We start from the raw sequence: 19,210 nt of genomic DNA on the forward strand, positions 1-19,210 counted from the left end.
CTCCATAGAAATGACATCGAAGGAGTCATACATGCAGATGCAATATAGCTATCGAGCTATCGACAAAGAGTTTCATGAACCTTGGCAGAGAACTTTGGGAAATGTGATCGAGCACGCCCTCAAGCCATTGCTCGACAAACACACTAAAGATTCAGCGCAACTTCAAATCGTCCTTGATCGCGACAAGATCAAGCGGCAATTTCTGGCCAGTGGCTATATGCACCTGCCCGGCAAAAAGATTGTCAGCGTTACTGCATCACATGACGAGCTGACGCCCCTCGCGAAGATGCTCGCACAGTCGTTGTTCCGTCAGGCCAGGAAGCATTTTGACCGACTGCATGCTCAGGATCAAATCAAGCGCAAAGCACGACGCGAGCGCTTGCGCGAGCTCAAGGTGCGGATTGCCGCAAAACCCGCATCAGCCGCCCATGAGGCCGAGGTGACCCGAATGCCTCTACTGTCGAAACTTGAGGCTGTCGCAAGGCGTGAGCTGGCTTATCTGCGGGCCGTCGGCGATTTACCGCGCGATTATCCGACGCTGCGCGACGTGGTGGATGAAGCGATTGTCCGAGCTGAGGTGGAATGGCAATCCGTGCCGGGGGAAAAAGAGGCTTACACCGATCTTTTGAAGCATCTGTTCGCCGTCCTGGATAACGAAGTGGCAAGCAGCCGGCAATTTGGCGAATTCGTTTCTCTGGACGCGCCGGTCGAACCGGATGCCCAAGACGTGGCCGAGGCCATGGTGGAAGAGGAAATCTTCGAATTTTATCAGCCCGATGACACACTCAAGCTGGCCGATATCTTCGCTGGCAGTCAGCATCCCGATGTCGCAACGATCGCGGAACAGGAGGAGCTGATTGATCGGTCGAGCGAGCTCGCTTTTGCATTTGACCTGCTGAAGGACATGCCGCGTTTGTGGCGGCGCATTTTTCTGCTTATCCGTGTGGACGGGCTGAATGCCAGCAGCGTCTCTGAAATCCTGCTGATTCCTAGTAAGGAAGATGCTGTCCGAAGGTGGCTCATGCAGGCCGAAGCATTCATCGCTGCTCATCTGGAAGAGGCCGGAGTAAGCAAAAACGGGAACGATTGGCTCCAAGGCGTTGATTGGTCGGCATTGTCTGTGACCCGAAGCGAGGCAGCCTCACTGTGGTCCAAGGAGGCGAACCATGAAGAATGATCTTCACCTCGTCTGCCCGCATTGCCAGTCCATCAACCGCGTACCGACTGCGAAGCTATCGGAACATCCCAACTGTGGCCGCTGCCAGCAGCCCTTGTTCACGGGCGAGCCCATCGAGTTGACCACGGCGACGTTCTCGCGCCACGTGGAGCGCAGCGATCTGCCGCTACTGGTCGATTTCTGGGCGCCATGGTGCGGGCCGTGCAAGATGATGGCGCCACAGTTCCAGCAAGCGGCGCACCAGCTCGAACCGAGGATCCGGCTGGCGAAGGTGAATACCGAGGCTGAGCCCCACCTGGCCGCGCAGTTCGGTATCCGCAGCATCCCGACGCTCGCCCTGTTCCAGGGTGGGCGGGAGATCGCCCGTCAGGCCGGCGCGATGGGCGCGCAGGACATCGTGCGCTGGACGTCGACGCAAGTGGGACGCTGACCGATGCAGGCCTTACTCGGCGATACGCTAATCCTGCTGGCGGCTTGCAGCCTGGCGTCGATGGCGACGGCGGCGTTCAGAGTGCCCGCCTTGCTGGGGTATCTCTCTGTCGGCGTTGTACTGGGCCCCTCAGTCATCAGCGTGATCGCGCCGGGGGAGACGCTGAGCTTTCTGTCCGAGCTGGGCGTGGCGCTGCTGTTGTTCATGGTCGGACTGGAATTCTCCCTCGGACACTTCTGGCTCGCCCGCAGGACGGTGCTGATGGCGGGCGCTCTGCAGATGATCGCCGTGGCCCCGCCGCTGATCCTGCTATTGATGTGGCTGGGGCAGCCCGGCCAGAGCGCCGCGCTGCTCGGCACTGCGGCGGCCATGTCGTCCACGGCGCTGGTCAGCCGACAACTGGCCGACCAAGGCGAGCTCACCACCCGCCACGGCCGCAGTGCCATCGCCGTGCTGGTCTTTCAGGACCTGGCCAGCGTGCCCCTGCTGGCCTTGCTGGCGATCTGGGCGCGCGGCGAGTCGCCGAAGATCGAGCATGTGCTGCTCGAAGTATTCGGTGTGCTGCTGCTGTTCGCGGCAGCGGCCCTCGCCTCGCGCCGTCTGTTGCATGGCCTGCTGGGCTGGGTGGCGCGGCGGGGCCACGAGGAATCGTTCGTGCTCGTCTCCTTGTGCGTGGTGGTGGCTGCCGCCGCCGCTGCGCACGCGGTCGGCGTATCCGCCGCCCTGGGGGCCTTCCTCGCCGGGATGGTCCTGGGCGAGAGCGACTTCCGGCACCACATGGAAAGCCACCTCAGGCCCTTTCGCGATGTGTTGTCGGGCGTGTTCTTCGTGACCATCGGCCTGCAACTGGACGCAGCACAGATTATTTCGGCACCGCTGGCGGTGCTGGCGTGGCTGGTGGTGCTGGTACCAGTCAAGATCCTGCTCAATACGCTGGCCTTGCGGGCGACGCGCCTGTCCGCCCTCGATGCCTGGCGCGCGGGCATAGCGTTGGGGCACGGCGGCGAGTTCGCCCTGCTGTTGTTGGGCACGGTCTTGCAGCAGCATCTGATCCCCGCGACCGTCGTCCAACCCATGCTGGTCGCGCTGGTGCTCAGCATGGCTCTGGCACCGCTACTGATCCGCCATCACGATGTACTTGCCCGGTTCTTGAGCCGCACCGGCGGCGTCATTCAGCCACCCCAGGCTGAAGAAGTCGAGATCGCCGCGCAGACGACGCGATATCGAGACCATGTCATCGTTTGCGGCGCGGGCGAGCTTGGCCTTACAGTCAGCGAGATTCTTCGCCACGCCGGCGTGGCGCATCTGCTGCTGGAGGCGGACGCGCAGAAGGTCGAGGCCGCGCGTGCCGCCGGCGCGCCGGTGTTCCATGGCGATGCCAGTCGGCCCGATACCTTGCTGGCTGCCGGCTTGACGCATGCGCACTTGGTGGTGCTGACGTTCGCCCATGCCCAGCAAGCGTTGCGCATCGCCCAGGCGATTGCCGAGCGCCGTCCGGCGCTGACCTTGTGGGTGTCATGCAGAAGTACGACCGCGGCCGATGCATTTCGCGCCATGCCCAACGTGCGCGTGTATCAGCAATCCTTTGCCGCAGCTATTGGGCTGGCGGAACAGGTGATGTCGACGCTTGGCATGTCGACCGAGCTGATTGAAGGACACATCAACGCAATGCGCCGCCGTCTCGACAGCAGCCGTTTTCCAGGGAGTTCATCGTCATGAAATCAACACGCCTTAACCCATTTCAGGTCTTGCGTGACCAATTAGCCATCATGAGTTTTTACGAGCGCTTCGAGCAGGTCGTCGCGCTCGTGCTGTCGGCGGTGATCGCCGTCATCATCGTGGTGTCGCTGTTCCAGCTCATCTCCATCGTCTTCACGCTGCTGGTTCTCGATGCCTTCAATCCCCTGGACCACAAGGTATTCCAGAGCGTGTTCGGTATGATCATGACGCTCTTGATCGCGATGGAGTTCAAGCATTCCATCGTGCGCGTGGCGCTGCGTCGGGACAGCATCATCCAGGTCAAGACAGTGGTCCTGATCGCGCTGATCGCACTCTCCCGCAAGTTCGTGGTCCTCGACTCCGACGCGAGCCCCGCAAAGATAGCCGCGCTGGCAAGCGCCACGCTGGCTCTGGGTGCGACCTACTGGCTGCTGCGCAAGCGCGGCGACCGCGCCGCCGAGACCTCTGAGCATGACCCGTCATCATCCCAGTGATCCGCGCACGGCGCTCTTGCAACACCGCTGGCTCAACCGCCTGCAGACCGGGCTGTTGGTCCTGACCCTGGTCGGGATCGCAGCCGCAGCAGGGAGACTGCCGTTTGGGGAAGGCTGCCTGTGGCTCGCGCTGTTTGCCGTTGCAGGTGCGTTGCTGCTGGAACCGGTAGCCGCGTCGGCGCTGAGCTTGCGCCTGTACCGCGTACGGGCCTTGCACCCGCAAGAAGCCCACGAGATGTGGGCCCGGTTGCGCGAGCTGCCCGCCCGTGCCGGTTTGCCCGCCACGCCGGTGCCGCACTATGTGCCCAGTGCCGTCGTCAACGCCTTCGCCACCGGATCGAAGCAGGAGGCATCGATCGCCCTCACCGATGGCCTGCTGCGCAGCCTGAGCCCACGCGAGCTGGCGGGTGTGCTCGTGCACGAGGTCGCGCACATCGCTAATGAGGATCTGCGTGTCATGGGGCTGGCGGATTCCGACAGTCGCCTCACGAGCCTACTGGCCCTTATGGGACAGATCGCGATCCTGCTCAGCCTGCCCGCGCAGCTGGTTGGCGCGGCGGAGGTCTATTGGCCTGGTCTATTGTTATTGGCCGCATCGCCCCAGCTGGCTCTGCTCGCACTGCTCGGCTTGTCTCGCGTGCGTGAGTTCGACGCTGACCGCCTTGCGGCGGAACTGACTGGCGACCCGCAGGGGCTGGCGTCCGCGCTGGCGAAAATCGAGCGGGTCAGCCGCTCCTGGCGTGCCTGGCTATGGCCGGGATGGGGCAATCCCGAGCCCTCCTGCTTGCGCACGCGTCCGGCAACGCAAGAGCGCATCGCACGCCTGCTGACGTTGGCGCCTGGGCCAGCATCAGCGTTGCCACTCCGCGCGCCCCATTTTTTGCCGGAATCCGCTTTGGCGACGCGCCCACCGCGCTGGCGCCCGAGCGGGCTGTGGCGCTGATTGCCCATCAACAGGAGACGTCTCATGGCCTATCTCGACCCGTACCAACGCCCCGCGCCGGACCGCTTCGTCCGGCGCGGGCTCTTCATCACCGCCTGCATTGCCGCGCTCATGCTGCTGTGGCAGTTTCTGCCCGCCATCGAAGCATGGTTCAGTCCGCGCGAGGCAGCAGAACGCACCGTGATGGCGCGTGGCGATCTGGCGGCGGACGAGAAAACCACCATCGAACTGTTCGAAAAATCGCGCGCCTCGGTGGTCTACATCACCACCGCGCAATTAGTACGCGATGTCTGGACGCGCAACGTGTTCTCCGTGCCGCGCGGCACTGGATCGGGCTTCATCTGGGACGACGCCGGCCACGTCGTCACCAACTTCCACGTCATCCAGGGCGCGTCCGAAGCCACCGTCAAACTGGCCGACGGCCGCGACTACCAGGCCGCGCTGGTGGGGACGAGCCCCGCGCACGACATCGCCGTGCTCAAGATCGGCGTCGGTTTCAAGCGCCCGCCGGCCGTGCCGGTCGGCACCAGTGCCGACCTCAAGGTGGGTCAGAAGGTGTTCGCTATCGGCAACCCCTTCGGCCTGGACTGGACGCTCACAACTGGTATCGTCTCCGCGCTCGACCGCTCGTTGCCGGGAGAAGCGGGCGGCCCGGCCATCGATCACCTGATCCAGACCGACGCCGCCATCAACCCCGGCAATTCCGGTGGCCCGCTGCTCGATTCGGCTGGGCGGCTGATCGGAATCAATACCGCCATCTACAGTCCGTCTGGCGCCTCGGCCGGCATAGGCTTTGCGGTGCCGGTCGATACCGTCATGCGCGTGGTGCCGCAACTCATAAAGACCGGCAAGTACATCCGTCCGGCGCTGGGCATCGAGGTGGATGAGCAGCTCAACGCGCGTCTGCAGGCGCTGACCGGCAGTAAGGGCGTATTCGTATTGCGCGTGACGCCGGGCTCGGCGGCGCACAGGGCCGGGCTCGTCGGCGTCGAGGTCACCGCAGGCGGCATCGTGCCCGGCGATCGCGTTATCAGCATCGACGGTATCGCCGTCGACGACGTCACCACATTACAGGCCCGGCTAGACGACAAGAACGTTGGAGATGTTGTGGTCTTGTTAGTGGAGCGGGCCGGCAAGACTCGCGAGATGCTTGTGGAACTACAACCGGGAGTTTGATGGAAAGTGGGTCATGGATCTGCACAGCGAAGCAGCCAAGCGACTTCAGCCTTGCGCCGAACTACGAGCCCTAGCTAGGGATGGTCTGAAGTAGCCCTGTATTTCCGGCTGACTTCAGCCACTGCTGATTTTGAAAGCGGTGAACCGATCAAAAACGATCGGATCACCCGCTCATTTCGGTGCTTTCAGCCGTCGCGAGCACCTTGCGACGGCCATTTTCCGCATTACAGGCGCACCTCTCCTGCGCTTGCCAGCAAATGTCGGCGGGCCATCCATAGGTTCGACAGGGCAAACAGCGTCACCAGTTGTGCAGTGTTCCTCACCAGCCCTCGGAAACGTACCTTGGTGTAGCCGAAACTGCCGCTTGATCACGCGAAACGGGGGCTCTACCTTCGCTCGCACTTGCGCCTTGGCCTTCTCGATCTTGCGCTTGGCTTTGTACAGGGCGCTGCGTTTATCGAGCATCTTGTAGGTGCTGCGGCGTGCTGCGACCTGCCAGATCACTTCTCGGTCGGCATGCTCGGAGCGCTTTTCGACGCCGGTGTAGCCGGCATCGGCGCAGACGACGTTCTCGTCGCCGTGCAGCAGCTTGTCGACGTGGGTGACATCCGCCACGGTGGCTGCCGTGCCCACCACGCTGTGTACCAGCCCCGATTCATCATCAACGCCGATGTGCGCCTTCATGCCAAAGTAATACTGGTTCCCCTTCTTGGTCTGGTGCATTTCCGGGTCGCGCTTGCCGTCCTGGTTCTTGGTTGAACTGGGCGCGTGGATCAGCGTGGCATCGACGATAGTGCCCTGGCGCAGCGACAGACCGCGATCCCCCAGGTAGCCATTGATCACGCAGAGGATGCCGGCTGCCAGCTCATGTTTCTCCAGCAGACGACGGAAGTTGAGGATGGTGGTTTCGTCAGGAATACGCTCCATGCTCAGCCCGGCTAACGGACGTAGGATGGTCGTCTCGTACAGCGCTTCTTCCATGGCCGGATCGCTGTAGCCGAACCAGTTCTGCATCAGATGGATACGCAGCATCGCCATCAAGGGATACGCCGGGCGACCTGAATCGACACGGGTTTAACAGACACCTCAGAGTCATTTAAGATGGCTTAAAGAGAGGTGCCATGAGCGGTAAGCGTTATCCCGAAGAGTTTAAAATTGAAGCAGTCAAACAGGTTGTTGATCGTGGTTATTCTGTTTCCAGCGTTGCAACACGTCTCGATATCACCACCCACAGCCTTTACGCCTGGATAAAGAAGTACGGGCCGGATTCCTCCACTCATAAAGAACAGTCAGATGCTCAGACCGAGATCCGCCGTCTCCAGAAAGAGCTGAAGCGGGTTACTGACGAACGGGACATATTAAAAAAAGCCGCGGCGTACTTCGCAAAACTGTCCGACTGAGGTACGCCTTTATCCGTGACAACGCCCGTTGCTGGCCTGTTCGCCTGCTCTGTCGGGTGCTGGATGTTCATCCCAGTGGCTTTTACGCATGGCTTCAGCAGCCGCAGTCACAACGCCATCGGGCAGACCTGAGACTGACAGGACAGATTAAACAGTTCTGGCTGGAATCGGGATGCGTCTATGGTTATCGCAAGATCCATCTGGATCTGCGGGACAGCGGGCAACAGTGCGGAGTCAACAGAGTCTGGCGACTGATGAAACGTGTCGGGATAAAGGCTCAGGTCGGATACCGGAGCCCGTGGGCACGTAAAGGCGAGGCCAGTATCGTGTCGCCCAACAGGCTCCAGCGACAGTTCAATCCGGATGCTCCGGATGAGCGTTGGGTAACCGACATAACCTATATCAGGACCCAAGAAGGCTGGCTGTATCTTGCTGTGGTTGTTGATCTGTTCTCACGCAAAATTATCGGCTGGTCCATGCAATCCCGGATGACAAAGGACATTGTCCTGAACGCACTGCTGATGGCTGTATGGCGGCGTAATCCCCAAAAACAGGTGCTGGTTCATTCGGATCAGGGCAGTCAGTACACAAGCCATGAGTGGCAGTCGTTCCTGAAATCACACGGACTGGAGGGCAGCATGAGCCGTCGCGGTAACTGCCACGATAATGCGGTTGCAGAAAGCTTTTTCAAGTTGTTGAAACGCGAACGGATAAAGAAAAAGATCTACGGAACGCGGGAGGAAGCCCGCAGCGATATTTTTGATTACATCGAAATGTTTTATAACAGTAAGCGTCGGCATGGTTCCAGCGATCAGATGTCACCGACAGAATATGAAAACCAGTATTATCAACGGCTCGGAAGTGTCTAGATTATCCGTGGCGATTCAGAACAACGGGGAAAACGCCTGCCCGATGCGATAGATCTTGTTGCTACCATCGAAGGTGATGTTATGCGGCACGATTTCCCGATACAAAGCCAAATCGCGAGTCGCCCCTGCTGGAGCCACGCCGAAGCGCTCAATCAGATCTGGGCGACCGATCTCACCGAAGAAGTAGAGCCGAAAATCTATGTAGGCCAGCCGATCGCGCTGGACCAGACTCAAGTCCTCAAGCCGCTTAGAAGGGGAACCAAGCATGAATTATCACTATAGGAAAAAATGAATATTTAATATGATAATCCATAAAATGCCATGGTTATAATCAAATTGATGATAATCAGCATTAATACTTATGTAACAGCTAGAATTTATGGCTTAAACGTAGGCAGTCATCGTATAGGCTGATGCTTCTATACCGTTATATTTATGCCATCCAACTATAAAACCTTGCTGCCCAATGCCATATAGCCCCCTCAGGCAATTTGCCCTTATCTACTGTTCTGGTCTGGGGATGAGCGATACCAGAATTACCTAACGACTCAGGGACCGAGAGCACAGGCGGCAGTGGCTCGTCATCTACCTTAATTCAAATTATTTTCAGATAGATATCATTCTTCTGAACATACCTGGTTAACGGCAGAATCTCACGATTCTGCCGTTTTTGTATTATTTTTCAGAGGAGTAGTAATGAACAATTCTGAAGGTTTGAAGTCATTTCAGCAATCGCTTTCTGGTCTGCCACAATGGGCATCAGAGCGGATTCTACAGCAAATAAACCAGTTAACAGACTACGAGCCAGTGATAGGTATTCTGGGTAAAACCGGAGCGGGAAAGAGTAGCCTTTGCAATGCCCTTTTTGCTGGTGATGTATCCCCGGTCAGCGATGTCACAGCCTGCACCCGTAATCCGCTGAGTTTTCGGCTGCAACTGGGCGAGCGTTTTATGACGTTGGTTGATTTGCCGGGTGTCGGTGAAAGTGAACGCAGGGATGCGGAATACGCTGCACTTTACCGTCAGCAACTTCCCCGACTTGACCTGGTATTGTGGCTGATCAAGGCCGATGATCGGGCGCTGGCGGTGGATGAGCATTTTTATCATCAGGTAATTGGTGAGTCATACCGGCATAAGGTGCTGTTTGTTATCAGCCAGTCGGACAAGACTGAACCCACCAGCGGTAGTGGTCAATTGTCCACGGCGCAGAAGCAGAATCTCAGCCGCAAAATCTGCCTGCTGCACGAGCTGTTTCAACCTGTACATCCGGTGTGTGCGGTGTCGGTCCGTCTGCAGTGGGGGTTACGGGTGATGGCCGAGCGGATGATAAAGTGTCTGCCACGTGAAGCCAGTAGCCCGGTGGTGGCGCAACTGCAGTCTCCCTTTCGCACAACGACAGTCCAGGAAAAAGCACGTGACGATTTTGGTGAAACGGTCGGCGCGGTACTGGACACGGTAAGTGCTTTCCCACTGATACCGGCTCCGGTACGGGCCGTAATACAGGCCGTCCGTGACACCGTGGTGTCCGTTGCCCGGGCTGTCTGGAATTTCTTCTTCTGAACGTTTAACGCCTGTCTGTTCTTTCCCGAGCCCTGTCGCTAGTGCGACAGGGCTTTCTTTTGTTTGTTTTCCCCATTATGAGGAATCTGCTTATGACCCGTCTGGCTTCGCGCTTTGGCGCTGCAAATCTTATTCGTCGTGACCGTCCGTTAACCCGTGAAGAGCTGTTTCGCGTGGTACCCAGCGTATTCAGCGAGGACAAACACGAATCCCGTAGTGAACGTTACACATATATTCCCACCATCTCTCTGCTGGACAGTCTGCATCGGGAGGGCTTTCAGCCGTTCTTTGCCTGTCAGACCCGTGTTCGTGACCCTGGTCGTCGTGAACATACGAAGCATATGTTGCGCCTGCGTCGGGAGGGACAGATTACCGGTAAACAGGTGCCTGAAATTATCCTGCTTAACTCCCATGATGGCACAAGTTCTTACCAGATGTTGCCGGGCCTGTTCAGGGCTGTGTGCCAAAACGGTCTTGTCTGCGGCGAATCCTTTGGCGAGGTACGGGTGCCGCACAAGGGGGATGTGGTGAGCCAGGTGATTGAGGGAGCGTATGAAGTGCTGGGGATTTTTGATCGCGTGGAAGAAAAGCGGGATGCCATGCAGTCGTTGCTGTTACCACCACCTGCGCAGCAGGCACTGGCAAAAGCCGCGCTGACGTATCGCTTTGGTGAGGACCACCAGCCGGTTACTGAATCGCAGATACTCTCCCCGCGCCGCTGGCAGGACGAAAGCAACGACCTGTGGACTACCTGGCAGCGTATTCAGGAGAACCTGATTAAAGGTGGGCTCAGTGGCCGTAATGCCAAAGGCGGACGGTCGCATACCCGTGCTGTGCGTGGCATTGACGGGGACGTGAAGCTTAACCGGGCACTGTGGGTGATGGCGGAAACGCTGCTCACGCAGCTGCAGTAGCTGCTTGATGTTACCGCGTTGTTAATATCGGACACCACCTGTCCGCATCGCTATGTGCTCGTGTGCCTCAATCCTCCGGTTATAGCCTTTAACCCCCATTACATCTGGCTTTTGCAGAAATAAAAAATAGTTTCTGCGTTGTCCATACCCTGTCCGCCCCCCTCTTTAAAGTAATCACATCATTTTCAGTCAGTTAACTTTCCTGGAGAACCTCTCATGACACAGGCAGAACGCCGCCATGACCGGCTGGCTGTCAGGCTGTCACTGATAATCAGCCGTCTGGTGGCGGGTGAAACGTTGAGTGTGCGCAAACTGGCCGCTGAGTTTGGTGTGTCGGTGCGCACGCTGCGGCGTGATTTTCGTGAGCGGCTGATGTATCTGGACCTGGAGTATCAATCCGGATACTGCCGCTTACGCACTGCTGGCAGCGAGATGCAGATGGTGCCCGACGTGCTTATCTTTGCCCACCGCAGCGGGCTGGCCGGGCTTTTTCCCGGCCTTGACCGCCGTCTGGTGAATGCTCTGCTGATGTGCGATGAGTCTCCCTGCATGATAGCACCAGCCAATCCGGTGCCTTCGCCTTCAGGAGCATTGTCTTTCTGGAGACTGATTCAGGCCATTACCGGGCGCAGGCGGGTGACGCTGATTGCGGAGGGGCGACGCTGTGAGCGCCTGGCTCCCTGCCGGTTACTCATCCACCAGCAGACCTGGTATCTGGTGGCTGAACACGAAGGGCATATCGCCTTATTCACACTTGATGAAATCCATCTGATTCAGCCTTTGCAGGAGACTTTTCGCCGGAATGACAGTCTGTGCCGCCTGACTGAAGACCCGGTCTTCATTCAGGCCTTACCCCATTTTCGCTTTATCCAGCATTCACTGCTTACGTTTGTTCCGGCTGACAGCCCACCGGAATAGCGCAGGCGTTGTTATCAACCCTGCAACAGGGAGGAGCCCAGTGCCTGTTATTGCCATTATCGCCATTGTTATCATCGCCATCATTCTGAACAAAACTGGAGTGTCCGACAGCCTCACGGCCCTGACACTTGCAACCGTTGCCGCACTACTGACGGGAGGTGGCGCAGCCGGTGCTGCCAGTGTCGCGCTGACGCCGTTCGTCGGCGTGCCGGTGGGTATTTTCGTGGGGATTTATGTCTTTACCAAAGTGGTTCGTCTGATTTCAGGAAAAAATAATGAAACGTAAAACACTACCTCTACTGGCGCTGGTTGCCTCCACTCTGTTTCTGAGCGCTTGCGATGACAGGAGTGATGACCTGAAAGCTATCAGTAAATTTAAGGACCTCACGCCTCCGCGCTTCAGCGATGTGGTGAGCCGTCAGGATGATGTCAGGGAAGAGTGGTCGCAGATTGCTCTTTCTGGTCCCACTATGCAGGTCTTACGTACCCGTCAGTCGCCCGATGGCTGCGAGGGTGGCTGTTACTACTACCTCGTGGATATGGAGGAGAAAACCGTGCAGCCGCTGATGAATGCGCTGTGTATTGCCGACAACATCAGCCTGGAATACCACGAGAAAACGGCCCCGCGCACCCGGGAGCGTTTCCTTGAATATTCCCATGACGGCAAACTGATGGGACGGCTGCTGATACCCTCAAATCCTGATAACCGGGAATAAATACAAAGACAAAGGAGACAGAAATGAAAATAAATTCTTTAAGTCGGCTCATGCTCGCTGGCGTGCTGCTTGTCAGCTTCAATGCCTCTGCGGTTTCGGGACTCTGGCAACAGGGGTACGGTCAGGGCAATGCGGAATACAGTGTGACGGATAGCAGCGGAAAGATGTTTACCATCAACTGCACGGAAAATCCGGACCAGAACGGTATTTACCAGCAATCGGTTTTTCTGACCCTCGCAGGGGATAAAACGATCAGCTCGCATGATGACAGTACCGACATCACAGTGGTGATGGGCCCCATAAGCAATACGCCATTCCCTCAACCCTTGGCTGGCGTAACGGGGATAATGCCTGGTTTAGTTTCATCATGGATATCCGTAAGGCCAGGCAGTTCGACGTCTACGTCAATGACCGCAAAGCGGGGACCTTCAGCGTTGACCTGACGAACGCTACGAAGGCACTGCCAACATTAGCAGACTGCACTAACGAGTGACAGTTGTGCTTTCCATCCATAACAACATACCTGACTGCCAGGAGCAGTCAGGGTTTATTTTTTTCATTTTTTATTTCCACCGATTAGTCCAGGCACTTCCGAATAATGAGCGCAGTGGCCAGTTTTAGTTGACTATATAGCAATGATAAAATAATCACGTGTTATGTTGAGATTGTTTATTTAGCGGTTGAGAGAAACTATGGATAAAATTTGTGATAAGTGTGCACACATGATGAGTGCATGTACTTGTGGAACTTGTGAGAACTGTGACGAGAAAGAGTCGGACTGTACCTGCAAAAAATGTAGCCAGTGCAATAACCTTGAGGACTTCTGCTCTTGCAGAATTTGTGAAGAATGTAGTGAAAAAGAAGCAGAGTGCTGCTGTTGAAATGTTAACAATACTGGCTGCAGGAGCTACCTGCCTGCAGCTTCGATTGCCGACGTACCCCGATCCCAGTTGGTTAGCGTATTTCGATTCTTGCAATAATCGCTGGACTCATAGCACGAAGCCGACATACTTACTGGATTGAAGGTCCGCTGTGAGCGAAAAGCGGACGCCCGCATAGCGTAAACAGGCGTCTGATATTTTGATATGGATTGATGACTTAACCCCTTCCCCGCTTCGTCAATGACTTTCTCGTCATTATCTTTGGTAAATGATCCTTTTGCCTTTCCGGTAGAATACTCAGCATTATTTCTGAAGAGCGGCAAAGACGAGTGCCTTGCCATGAGTTCACCATAATTTCATCTGCGCCCGTGCGGCGAACCAGATCCCTGAGCCCGTCACGGACGACCTCCGGTTTGCCCCATACGGATTCACGCAGCTGATAATATTTTGCGGTCAGTTCATCAGCGGTATCACTAGTCATTGCCCGTGAGCGGGTCATGGGGGCCATAACGACGCGGTTTACCAGGTCAGTATCACCGGTCTGAAACGGGGTAAATAATTTTTCCATTTTTATCTCCTTTGCTGGAGGAAATATGATGGTCTCAGCTACGGAATAAAAAAACAGTAGTCTGTTCCGAACTGAGTAGACATAATTTCTACATTTAGTGTTCTCCTGGTATTAAACCGAAATATTTGATTGTAGGCGATGTCTTACGTAGAGATAAAGCCTGCTGCAAAAGTGATGAAGACTCAGTATGTTCTCTTCTAATACAAAGCAGACGCCCATTCTCATGCAGACGCTTTGTTCTTGTCTCGCTAGCAACCAAATCGCTTGCTCCACAACTATGATTGCTTATTAGCGTTTTCATCAAAAAACAAATCAAAATAAATTGATTTTATGAATTCTCTATCGGAGTCTATATGGTCAGCGCGATTTGCATGCTCTAATGTTTCAATTGCCAGAGTGTGCGCGGCATCAGCAAACATCTCAGGCCAACCCGTACTCAGCATAGATAGCCCTTTGAGCACTCTTATCTGAATCTCTCTCATACTGGCACCATCGCGTGCGACAGGTGAGAAAAAGTCTTCCAGGAGATCGTTGTTCTGAAGTGGCGCAACGTGTACTGAAGGATAGGTCACTTCAATTTCATGAGACTTATTCTGCGCGTAAGCAGAAAGTATACGAACACCTCTGCCAATGACATCGATTGCGGTTCCAGGATCGTTCACTGCGGGTGAAAGGGCTCTGCAGGCTATTTCGGCCATGACGCTAAGACAAAATCGGGGATCCTGAGCAAATGAACGCACATCCGAGACAATGATCGTCTCAAGTAAATCGGCGCAGATTGATGACTCCTGGCCCTGACTCAGGTACAAAGCTGGCATGGACGGATGAATGAAACTGCCTGGTTGCGCCACAAGGTATACATGACGAGGATCATTGGCCAGCAGCTTGCTGAGTTTCTCCATATCAATATATTCAACATAGCCAATCTTCTTCGGATAAACTGCAACCGTTCCTTTCGGCTGTTCATAGCTCTCAAGCCATGGATATCCGCCGAGACAGGGATTTCTGGCTCTCGCAATAAATGTTTCGATGGCAGCCTGTTCTACTTTTGCTGTTGTCTCACCGACCCTCCCCAGAGAGGTCAAATGCTGTATCCAACGAAGCAATGTGATGAGGATGAGGGCAATGACAACGAGTGTGACAATGAATAAAATGACTCTTCCCCTTTCTCCGTAGGCTCCCATATTGAGGGCAATAATTCCTACCAGACTGAAGAGAAAGGAACCAATGAAGGTGGCCAGTACATTTTGTGTGGTTACGTCTTCCACAACTAAACGCGTTGCTCTGGGAGTAACATTAGTAGTGGCTGAACCGTAGGCTGTGACCATGATACTCAGCGAAAATGTGGTCACTGCCAGCATACTCGATGCCAGTATGTTCAGAATGTTATCAACTGCTTCCGCACCAACCTTCACTGAAACCGACTCAGGAATCATTGATTTAAAAAGAATAGATAAAAGAGCCGTTATTATCGCGACAATTGCGAATAACGTAGCTCTGAACCAGAGTTTCTTAAATGTTTGCTTCAGAATCCATTGCCAGCGTGAAATCATTCTGCATTCCCTCGTATTGCGGTCGGGATAAATAATTGCCGCCCCCTAGGACGGCATTTTGCTATCAACGAACCAGGTGCAGGAAGTGCAGGTGTTTTTCGTACTGGTCCAGTATGTCATTAATCAACTGTTCCTGATTCCAGCCCATCACATCATAATTTTGACCGCCTTCTTTGAGATAAACCTCAGCGCGATAATATCGATGTTGGTCAGTCTGCTGCTCATCATTATCCATTGCGGCGAGCGCGAAGGTGGGTGAGCTATACCCGCGAAGCCTCACTTCATATATAAAATTCAGCTCGTTGCCCAAATCCACTTCAAGACGAATACGATCGTCGGCTGCGTCACTAATGTGGCTTATCGTCCCCTGCTTGTTCAGTTCTTCCTGAACCAGCGTCATGGCAGGCTGGATAATGTCGTCCATAAAACGTTTCACAAGAGATCGTTTCGGCAGATACGCGATATTGCGTAACCTTCTCTGCCAGGGAATTGGGTTACGTGCAGCCGTAGGAGCAATAGTCGCCATGCTCAGGCTTTCACGCTTAGTCAAATCTCGACGCAGGGCTTTTAACAGCCCGTATATGGATATCAGCAAGATCACGGAGAAGGGTAATGCACTTGCTATTGTCACCGTTTGCAGCGCGCTCAGCCCTCCCGCAAGGAGAAGCGCAATTGCAACAACTCCCATGAGCGATGCCCAGAAGATTCGCTGCCAGACGGGTGTGTTTGCCACCCCACCTGATGCCAGAGTATCTACAACCATTGCCCCCGAGTCAGCAGATGTGACAAAGAAGACGATGACCATAGCCATTGCAATAAATGACAGCACGGAGGAGAACGGGAAATGCTCCAGGAAATTGAACAAGGCCAGCGAGACATCCTGTTGGACGGTATTGGCGAGATCGGTCGCCCCCTGGTTCATAATGAGATAGATTGCGCTGTTACCAAACACCGTCATCCACATGAGCGTAAAGCCGGCCGGAACAAACAGCACGCCGGTGACAAATTCGCGAATGGTTCGGCCGCGTGAGACCCGTGCGATAAACATCCCCACAAATGGCGACCATGAAAGCCACCATCCCCAGTACAGTAATGTCCAGCCCCCCAGCCAGTTGCTCGACTTAGGTTCATATGCGTAAAGATTGAACGTTTTACTCACCAGTTCCGAAAGATAACCGCCGGTATTTTCCACAAATGACTTCAGCAGAAGCACAGTTGGCCCCAGACACAGGACCAGCGCCAGGAGCAACAACGCGAGGCCCAAATTGAGCTCAGACAGGATACGTATTCCCTTGTCTAGGCCGGTCACCACAGAAATCGTCGCTAACCCCGTGATGGCCACGATCAGAATGACCTGCACCGTTTCATTAATGGGCACCCCGAATAGGTGGTTCAAACCGGCATTCACCTGCAAAACACCGTAACCCAGCGATGTTGCAACGCCAAAGACCGTACCTATAACGGCAAAAATATCAACCGCATGGCCTATAGGTCCGTATATGCGATCGCCAATAATGGGATAGAGTGCAGAACGCAGCGTTAAAGGTAGACCGTGGCGGTAACTGAAAAAGGCCAGAATCAGCGCTACAATGGCATAGATTGCCCAGGCATGCAGACCCCAGTGGAAGAAGGTCAGCCGCATTGCTTCCTTCGCTGCCGCAACAGTCTCTGGGGCGCCAACGGGAGGTGAGAGATAATGCATCACCGGTTCAGCAACGCCAAAGAACATCAGGCCGATCCCCATCCCTGCCGAAAAAAGCATCGCAAACCAGGAGTGATAGCTGAAATCAGGTTGCGCATGGTCCGGACCCAGCTTGATATCACCGTAGCGTGAGAGTCCCAGAAACGTGACACTCAATAAAATCAGGGCCACAGCAAGGATGTAGAACCAGCTTGCATTCGTGAAGATTTGTTGCTGAAGTAGTTTGAAATTTTTGTCAGCAACATCCGGGAATGCAGCGGCAAAAGCGACAAGAAGAAAAATTAACAAAGCAGATGTAAAGAATACAGCTTTGTTAATCTGGCTGTGACACTTCTTTGGGATTGTTTCATTTTCACTCATAATCATTTATTCCATTGATTTAAATCCGTATTGGATAATGCTTACCACCTCTTACAGAGTAGCAAAATTCAACTGACTATGCGGCGTGAATCGAGCACATGGTGTGATGAGTGCCGATACAAATCATCCTATAATCGAAGGAGTTCTTTGTTAATCAGCCTGCCACTTCTTGGGTATTTAATTTGCATATTCTGTACCAGAGCTGGGATATACGTTAAGTGAAGTATATTAGACACGAATTACCAGCTTCTGCTTTTGGCTGTGAGTTCAACTGATGGACGCAACACACTTATTGAACCGTTCTGCGGGTGATTCATAGTCTAGCGTTTTTCTCGGTCTTTCGTTGAGCTGTCTCGCAACGCTGTTTAGTCTCTGCTGACTGTGAACCGATAAGTCAGTTCCCTTTGGAAAATATTGTCTGAGCAATCTGTTCGTATTTTCATTTGAGCCACGTTGCCAGGGAGATTGAGGATCACAGAAGTAAATCTGGATGTCTGTTGCTACAGTAAACCGGGTGTGGCTGGTCATTTCAGCGCCCCGATCCCAGGTTAATGTTTTATAAAGCTCAACAGGTAATTCCCGGGCTTGTCTGATGAGTGCAGATATAACCGTTATGGTCTTATTGTCCCTGATTTTGGCCAACATAACAAAGCGGGAATGGCGTTCTACAAGGGTGACGATATAGGAGTTTTTCGAGCCCTGGATCAGATCACCTTCCCAGTGACCAGGTATGGCTCTGTCTGCGGCTTCCGGTGGCCTTTCGCTGATAGATAGCGCATTCGGGATTTTCCCTAATCCTTTCCCTTTAAGTGATGACGTTCGGGATCTACGAACCGCTCTTCCGCTTCTGAGGCATTGTTGCAGCTCTTTTTTTAATGCGCCCCGGGTTTGTATAAAAAGCGTTTTATAAATCGTTTCGTGTGACACATGCATTTCCTGATTATCCGGATAACAGCGTTTCAGCCAACCGGCGATCTGCTCCGGCGACCAGTCCTGATGCATCTTCTCTGCAATGATTTTACACAATGTGGGGCTTTCAATTAGCTTGCAAGGTTTTGGTCTCAGAGCATTTTCCCACGCAGAAGTATCGGCTTTTGCTGCACGGTATTGCCTGGCACCTCCGTGCCTCCTGACCTCGCGGCTAATCGTTGAGGGCGCTCTTGATAATTTGGCAGCGATGTCCCTGATACTGAGTTTTGCTACCAATCCTCTGGATATCTCCTCTCTTTCATCAAGCGTAAGCGCTAATCGGTGCCGCTTTCTCACAGGAGGACGGTATCCACCAGTCTGGTGGATAGTGGGCATAATAGAAGAATGATATCTGTCGAACATTCTGGCGATATCATGCAGGGAATCACCTTGCTTATATCTGTCCCAGATAATCGCCTTCTGCTCTGGCGTGTAGTAAATCCGAGTTCTTCGTTTCATGGCAACGTCCCCCTTGATTAAGGATAGCGTTGCATCGACCCGTTGAACTCACAGCACAAAACGGCCTATCAGCATTATAAAAATATTCAGATATATATCATTCCTCTGAACATACACAACTAACGGCAGAATCTCACGATTCTGCCGCTTTTTTATTATTTTTCAGGGGGGGAGTAATGAATAATTCTGAAGGTTTGAAGTCGTTTCACTAATCGCTTTATGACCTACCGTAGTGGGTATCGGCTGATTGCGCAGCAGGGCCATTAGTTCCTGCCAGTATCACCGGCGTTAACATTGAAGACGACTAGGGCAGGCATGGAACTTTGAACCGGATGCCGGTGAAGGTCTTAACCGCTATACCCGCAAGCCAGGCATCTGTACGGACGTATCCATCTGCTGGCT

The 19,210-nt window shown here is 54.4% G+C and carries 16 protein-coding genes and 4 pseudogenes; 14 read left to right on the forward strand and 6 right to left on the reverse strand.

Annotation, left to right across the window (positions count from 1 at the left end; genetic code table 11):
* Positions 1–31: 31 nt before the first annotated feature.
* From GUC46_RS18605 to GUC46_RS18630, 6 genes are read left to right on the forward strand one after another with little or no spacing between them, the layout of a single operon-like run.
* Entirely contained in the window at positions 32–1,177 is a 1,146-nt protein-coding gene (locus tag GUC46_RS18605) for a hypothetical protein (protein WP_003847774.1), read from the forward strand.
* Positions 1,167–1,607 (forward strand): heat resistance system thioredoxin Trx-GI, encoded by a 441-nt coding sequence (gene trx-GI, locus GUC46_RS18610; protein ID WP_000786814.1) that lies wholly within the window; start codon positions 1,167–1,169, stop codon positions 1,605–1,607. Before GUC46_RS18605 ends, trx-GI begins: the two co-directional genes overlap by 11 nt.
* Positions 1,608–1,610: 3 nt before the next feature.
* The gene (gene kefB-GI / locus GUC46_RS18615; RefSeq protein ID WP_032948597.1) at positions 1,611–3,326 is read left to right on the forward strand and encodes a heat resistance system K+/H+ antiporter KefB-GI; all 1,716 of its coding nucleotides are present in this window, start codon (positions 1,611–1,613) and stop codon (positions 3,324–3,326) included.
* A complete protein-coding gene (gene psiE-GI / locus GUC46_RS18620) occupies positions 3,323–3,820 on the forward strand; it encodes a heat resistance protein PsiE-GI (protein WP_003847780.1) in 498 nt (165 codons plus the stop codon). The genes kefB-GI and psiE-GI overlap by 4 nt, the downstream gene beginning before the upstream one ends.
* Positions 3,798–4,763, forward strand: coding sequence for a zinc metalloprotease HtpX (locus GUC46_RS18625; RefSeq protein ID WP_003847782.1), 966 nt, complete (start codon positions 3,798–3,800; stop codon positions 4,761–4,763). Before psiE-GI ends, GUC46_RS18625 begins: the two co-directional genes overlap by 23 nt.
* Positions 4,764–4,787: 24 nt before the next feature.
* A complete protein-coding gene (locus tag GUC46_RS18630; protein WP_003847784.1) occupies positions 4,788–5,939 on the forward strand; it encodes a S1C family serine protease in 1,152 nt (383 codons plus the stop codon).
* Positions 5,940–6,163: 224 nt separating this feature from the next.
* Here the strand turns inward: GUC46_RS18630 and GUC46_RS18635 are convergent.
* Positions 6,164–7,004 (reverse strand): annotated as a pseudogene (locus tag GUC46_RS18635) (IS5 family transposase); the annotation flags it as partial.
* Positions 7,005–7,060: 56 nt separating this feature from the next.
* Here GUC46_RS18635 and GUC46_RS18640 point away from each other — a divergent pair.
* A protein-coding gene (locus GUC46_RS18640; protein ID WP_106930876.1) for an IS3 family transposase occupies positions 7,061–8,208 on the forward strand; the annotation gives its coding sequence in 2 pieces (ribosomal slippage) (positions 7,061–7,298 and positions 7,298–8,208; 1,149 coding nt in all).
* A 15-nt stretch (positions 8,209–8,223) separates the two neighbouring features.
* On the opposite strand, the gene GUC46_RS18645 is transcribed toward GUC46_RS18640, so the two are convergent.
* A complete protein-coding gene (locus GUC46_RS18645) occupies positions 8,224–8,475 on the reverse strand; it encodes a hypothetical protein (protein WP_003847791.1) in 252 nt (83 codons plus the stop codon).
* A gap of 429 nt (positions 8,476–8,904) precedes the next feature.
* On the opposite strand from GUC46_RS18645, the gene GUC46_RS18650 reads away from it, so the two are divergent.
* The 6 genes and pseudogenes from GUC46_RS18650 to yfjT all read left to right on the forward strand — a co-directional run bounded on the left by GUC46_RS18650 (position 8,905) and on the right by yfjT (position 12,809).
* On the forward strand, positions 8,905–9,768 hold the full coding sequence (locus GUC46_RS18650) for a GTPase family protein (protein WP_003847792.1): 864 nt from the start codon (positions 8,905–8,907) through the stop codon (positions 9,766–9,768).
* A 92-nt stretch (positions 9,769–9,860) separates the two neighbouring features.
* The gene (locus GUC46_RS18655; protein WP_003847794.1) at positions 9,861–10,682 is read left to right on the forward strand and encodes a DUF932 domain-containing protein; all 822 of its coding nucleotides are present in this window, start codon (positions 9,861–9,863) and stop codon (positions 10,680–10,682) included.
* A 216-nt stretch (positions 10,683–10,898) separates the two neighbouring features.
* On the forward strand, positions 10,899–11,600 hold the full coding sequence (locus tag GUC46_RS18660) for a WYL domain-containing protein (protein WP_003847795.1): 702 nt from the start codon (positions 10,899–10,901) through the stop codon (positions 11,598–11,600).
* A gap of 40 nt (positions 11,601–11,640) precedes the next feature.
* Positions 11,641–11,886: a protein YpjK gene (gene ypjK / locus GUC46_RS18665; protein ID WP_106930874.1), complete on the forward strand. Its 246-nt coding sequence runs from the start codon at positions 11,641–11,643 to the stop codon at positions 11,884–11,886.
* On the forward strand, positions 11,876–12,316 hold the full coding sequence (locus tag GUC46_RS18670) for a YfjS/YafY family lipoprotein (protein ID WP_106930872.1): 441 nt from the start codon (positions 11,876–11,878) through the stop codon (positions 12,314–12,316). Before ypjK ends, GUC46_RS18670 begins: the two co-directional genes overlap by 11 nt.
* Before the next feature lie 23 nt (positions 12,317–12,339).
* Positions 12,340–12,809: pseudogene (gene yfjT, locus GUC46_RS18675) on the forward strand (protein YfjT).
* A gap of 812 nt (positions 12,810–13,621) precedes the next feature.
* Here yfjT and GUC46_RS24310 read toward each other — a convergent pair.
* The 4 genes and pseudogenes from GUC46_RS24310 to GUC46_RS18695 all read right to left on the reverse strand — a co-directional run.
* Positions 13,622–13,765, reverse strand: a pseudogene (locus tag GUC46_RS24310) (morphinone reductase); the annotation flags it as partial.
* A gap of 275 nt (positions 13,766–14,040) precedes the next feature.
* Positions 14,041–15,318 (reverse strand): DUF2254 domain-containing protein, encoded by a 1,278-nt coding sequence (locus tag GUC46_RS18685; protein WP_003036928.1) that lies wholly within the window; start codon positions 15,316–15,318, stop codon positions 14,041–14,043.
* Positions 15,319–15,382: 64 nt separating this feature from the next.
* The gene (locus GUC46_RS18690) at positions 15,383–17,380 is read right to left on the reverse strand and encodes a choline BCCT transporter BetT (protein WP_032939120.1); all 1,998 of its coding nucleotides are present in this window, start codon (positions 17,378–17,380) and stop codon (positions 15,383–15,385) included.
* A gap of 267 nt (positions 17,381–17,647) precedes the next feature.
* Positions 17,648–18,808: an IS30 family transposase gene (locus GUC46_RS18695; protein ID WP_049015173.1), complete on the reverse strand. Its 1,161-nt coding sequence runs from the start codon at positions 18,806–18,808 to the stop codon at positions 17,648–17,650.
* A 298-nt stretch (positions 18,809–19,106) separates the two neighbouring features.
* On the opposite strand from GUC46_RS18695, the pseudogene GUC46_RS24315 reads away from it, so the two are divergent.
* Positions 19,107–19,199 (forward strand): annotated as a pseudogene (locus tag GUC46_RS24315) (DUF905 family protein); the annotation flags it as partial.
* Between the last annotated feature and the right edge of the window lie 11 nt (positions 19,200–19,210).

Origin of the sequence: Citrobacter sp. LUTT5, from assembly GCF_009905315.1 — a bacterium.
Classification (GTDB): domain Bacteria; phylum Pseudomonadota; class Gammaproteobacteria; order Enterobacterales; family Enterobacteriaceae; genus Citrobacter; species Citrobacter freundii.

Bases quoted from the DNA above. Each gene is read 5' to 3' on its own strand.
- GUC46_RS18605 (WP_003847774.1), top strand. From the start codon at position 32: ATGCAGATGCAATATAGCTATCGAGCTATCGACAAAGAGTTTCATGAA.
- trx-GI (WP_000786814.1), top strand. From the start codon at position 1,167: ATGAAGAATGATCTTCACCTCGTCTGCCCGCATTGCCAGTCCATCAAC.
- kefB-GI (WP_032948597.1), top strand. From the start codon at position 1,611: ATGCAGGCCTTACTCGGCGATACGCTAATCCTGCTGGCGGCTTGCAGC.
- psiE-GI (WP_003847780.1), top strand. From the start codon at position 3,323: ATGAAATCAACACGCCTTAACCCATTTCAGGTCTTGCGTGACCAATTA.
- GUC46_RS18625 (WP_003847782.1), top strand. From the start codon at position 3,798: ATGACCCGTCATCATCCCAGTGATCCGCGCACGGCGCTCTTGCAACAC.
- GUC46_RS18630 (WP_003847784.1), top strand. From the start codon at position 4,788: ATGGCCTATCTCGACCCGTACCAACGCCCCGCGCCGGACCGCTTCGTC.
- GUC46_RS18645 (WP_003847791.1), bottom strand. From the start codon at position 8,475: ATGCTTGGTTCCCCTTCTAAGCGGCTTGAGGACTTGAGTCTGGTCCAG.
- GUC46_RS18650 (WP_003847792.1), top strand. From the start codon at position 8,905: ATGAACAATTCTGAAGGTTTGAAGTCATTTCAGCAATCGCTTTCTGGT.
- GUC46_RS18655 (WP_003847794.1), top strand. From the start codon at position 9,861: ATGACCCGTCTGGCTTCGCGCTTTGGCGCTGCAAATCTTATTCGTCGT.
- GUC46_RS18660 (WP_003847795.1), top strand. From the start codon at position 10,899: ATGACACAGGCAGAACGCCGCCATGACCGGCTGGCTGTCAGGCTGTCA.
- GUC46_RS18670 (WP_106930872.1), top strand. From the start codon at position 11,876: ATGAAACGTAAAACACTACCTCTACTGGCGCTGGTTGCCTCCACTCTG.
- GUC46_RS18685 (WP_003036928.1), bottom strand. From the start codon at position 15,318: ATGATTTCACGCTGGCAATGGATTCTGAAGCAAACATTTAAGAAACTC.
- GUC46_RS18690 (WP_032939120.1), bottom strand. From the start codon at position 17,380: ATGAGTGAAAATGAAACAATCCCAAAGAAGTGTCACAGCCAGATTAAC.
- GUC46_RS18695 (WP_049015173.1), bottom strand. From the start codon at position 18,808: ATGAAACGAAGAACTCGGATTTACTACACGCCAGAGCAGAAGGCGATT.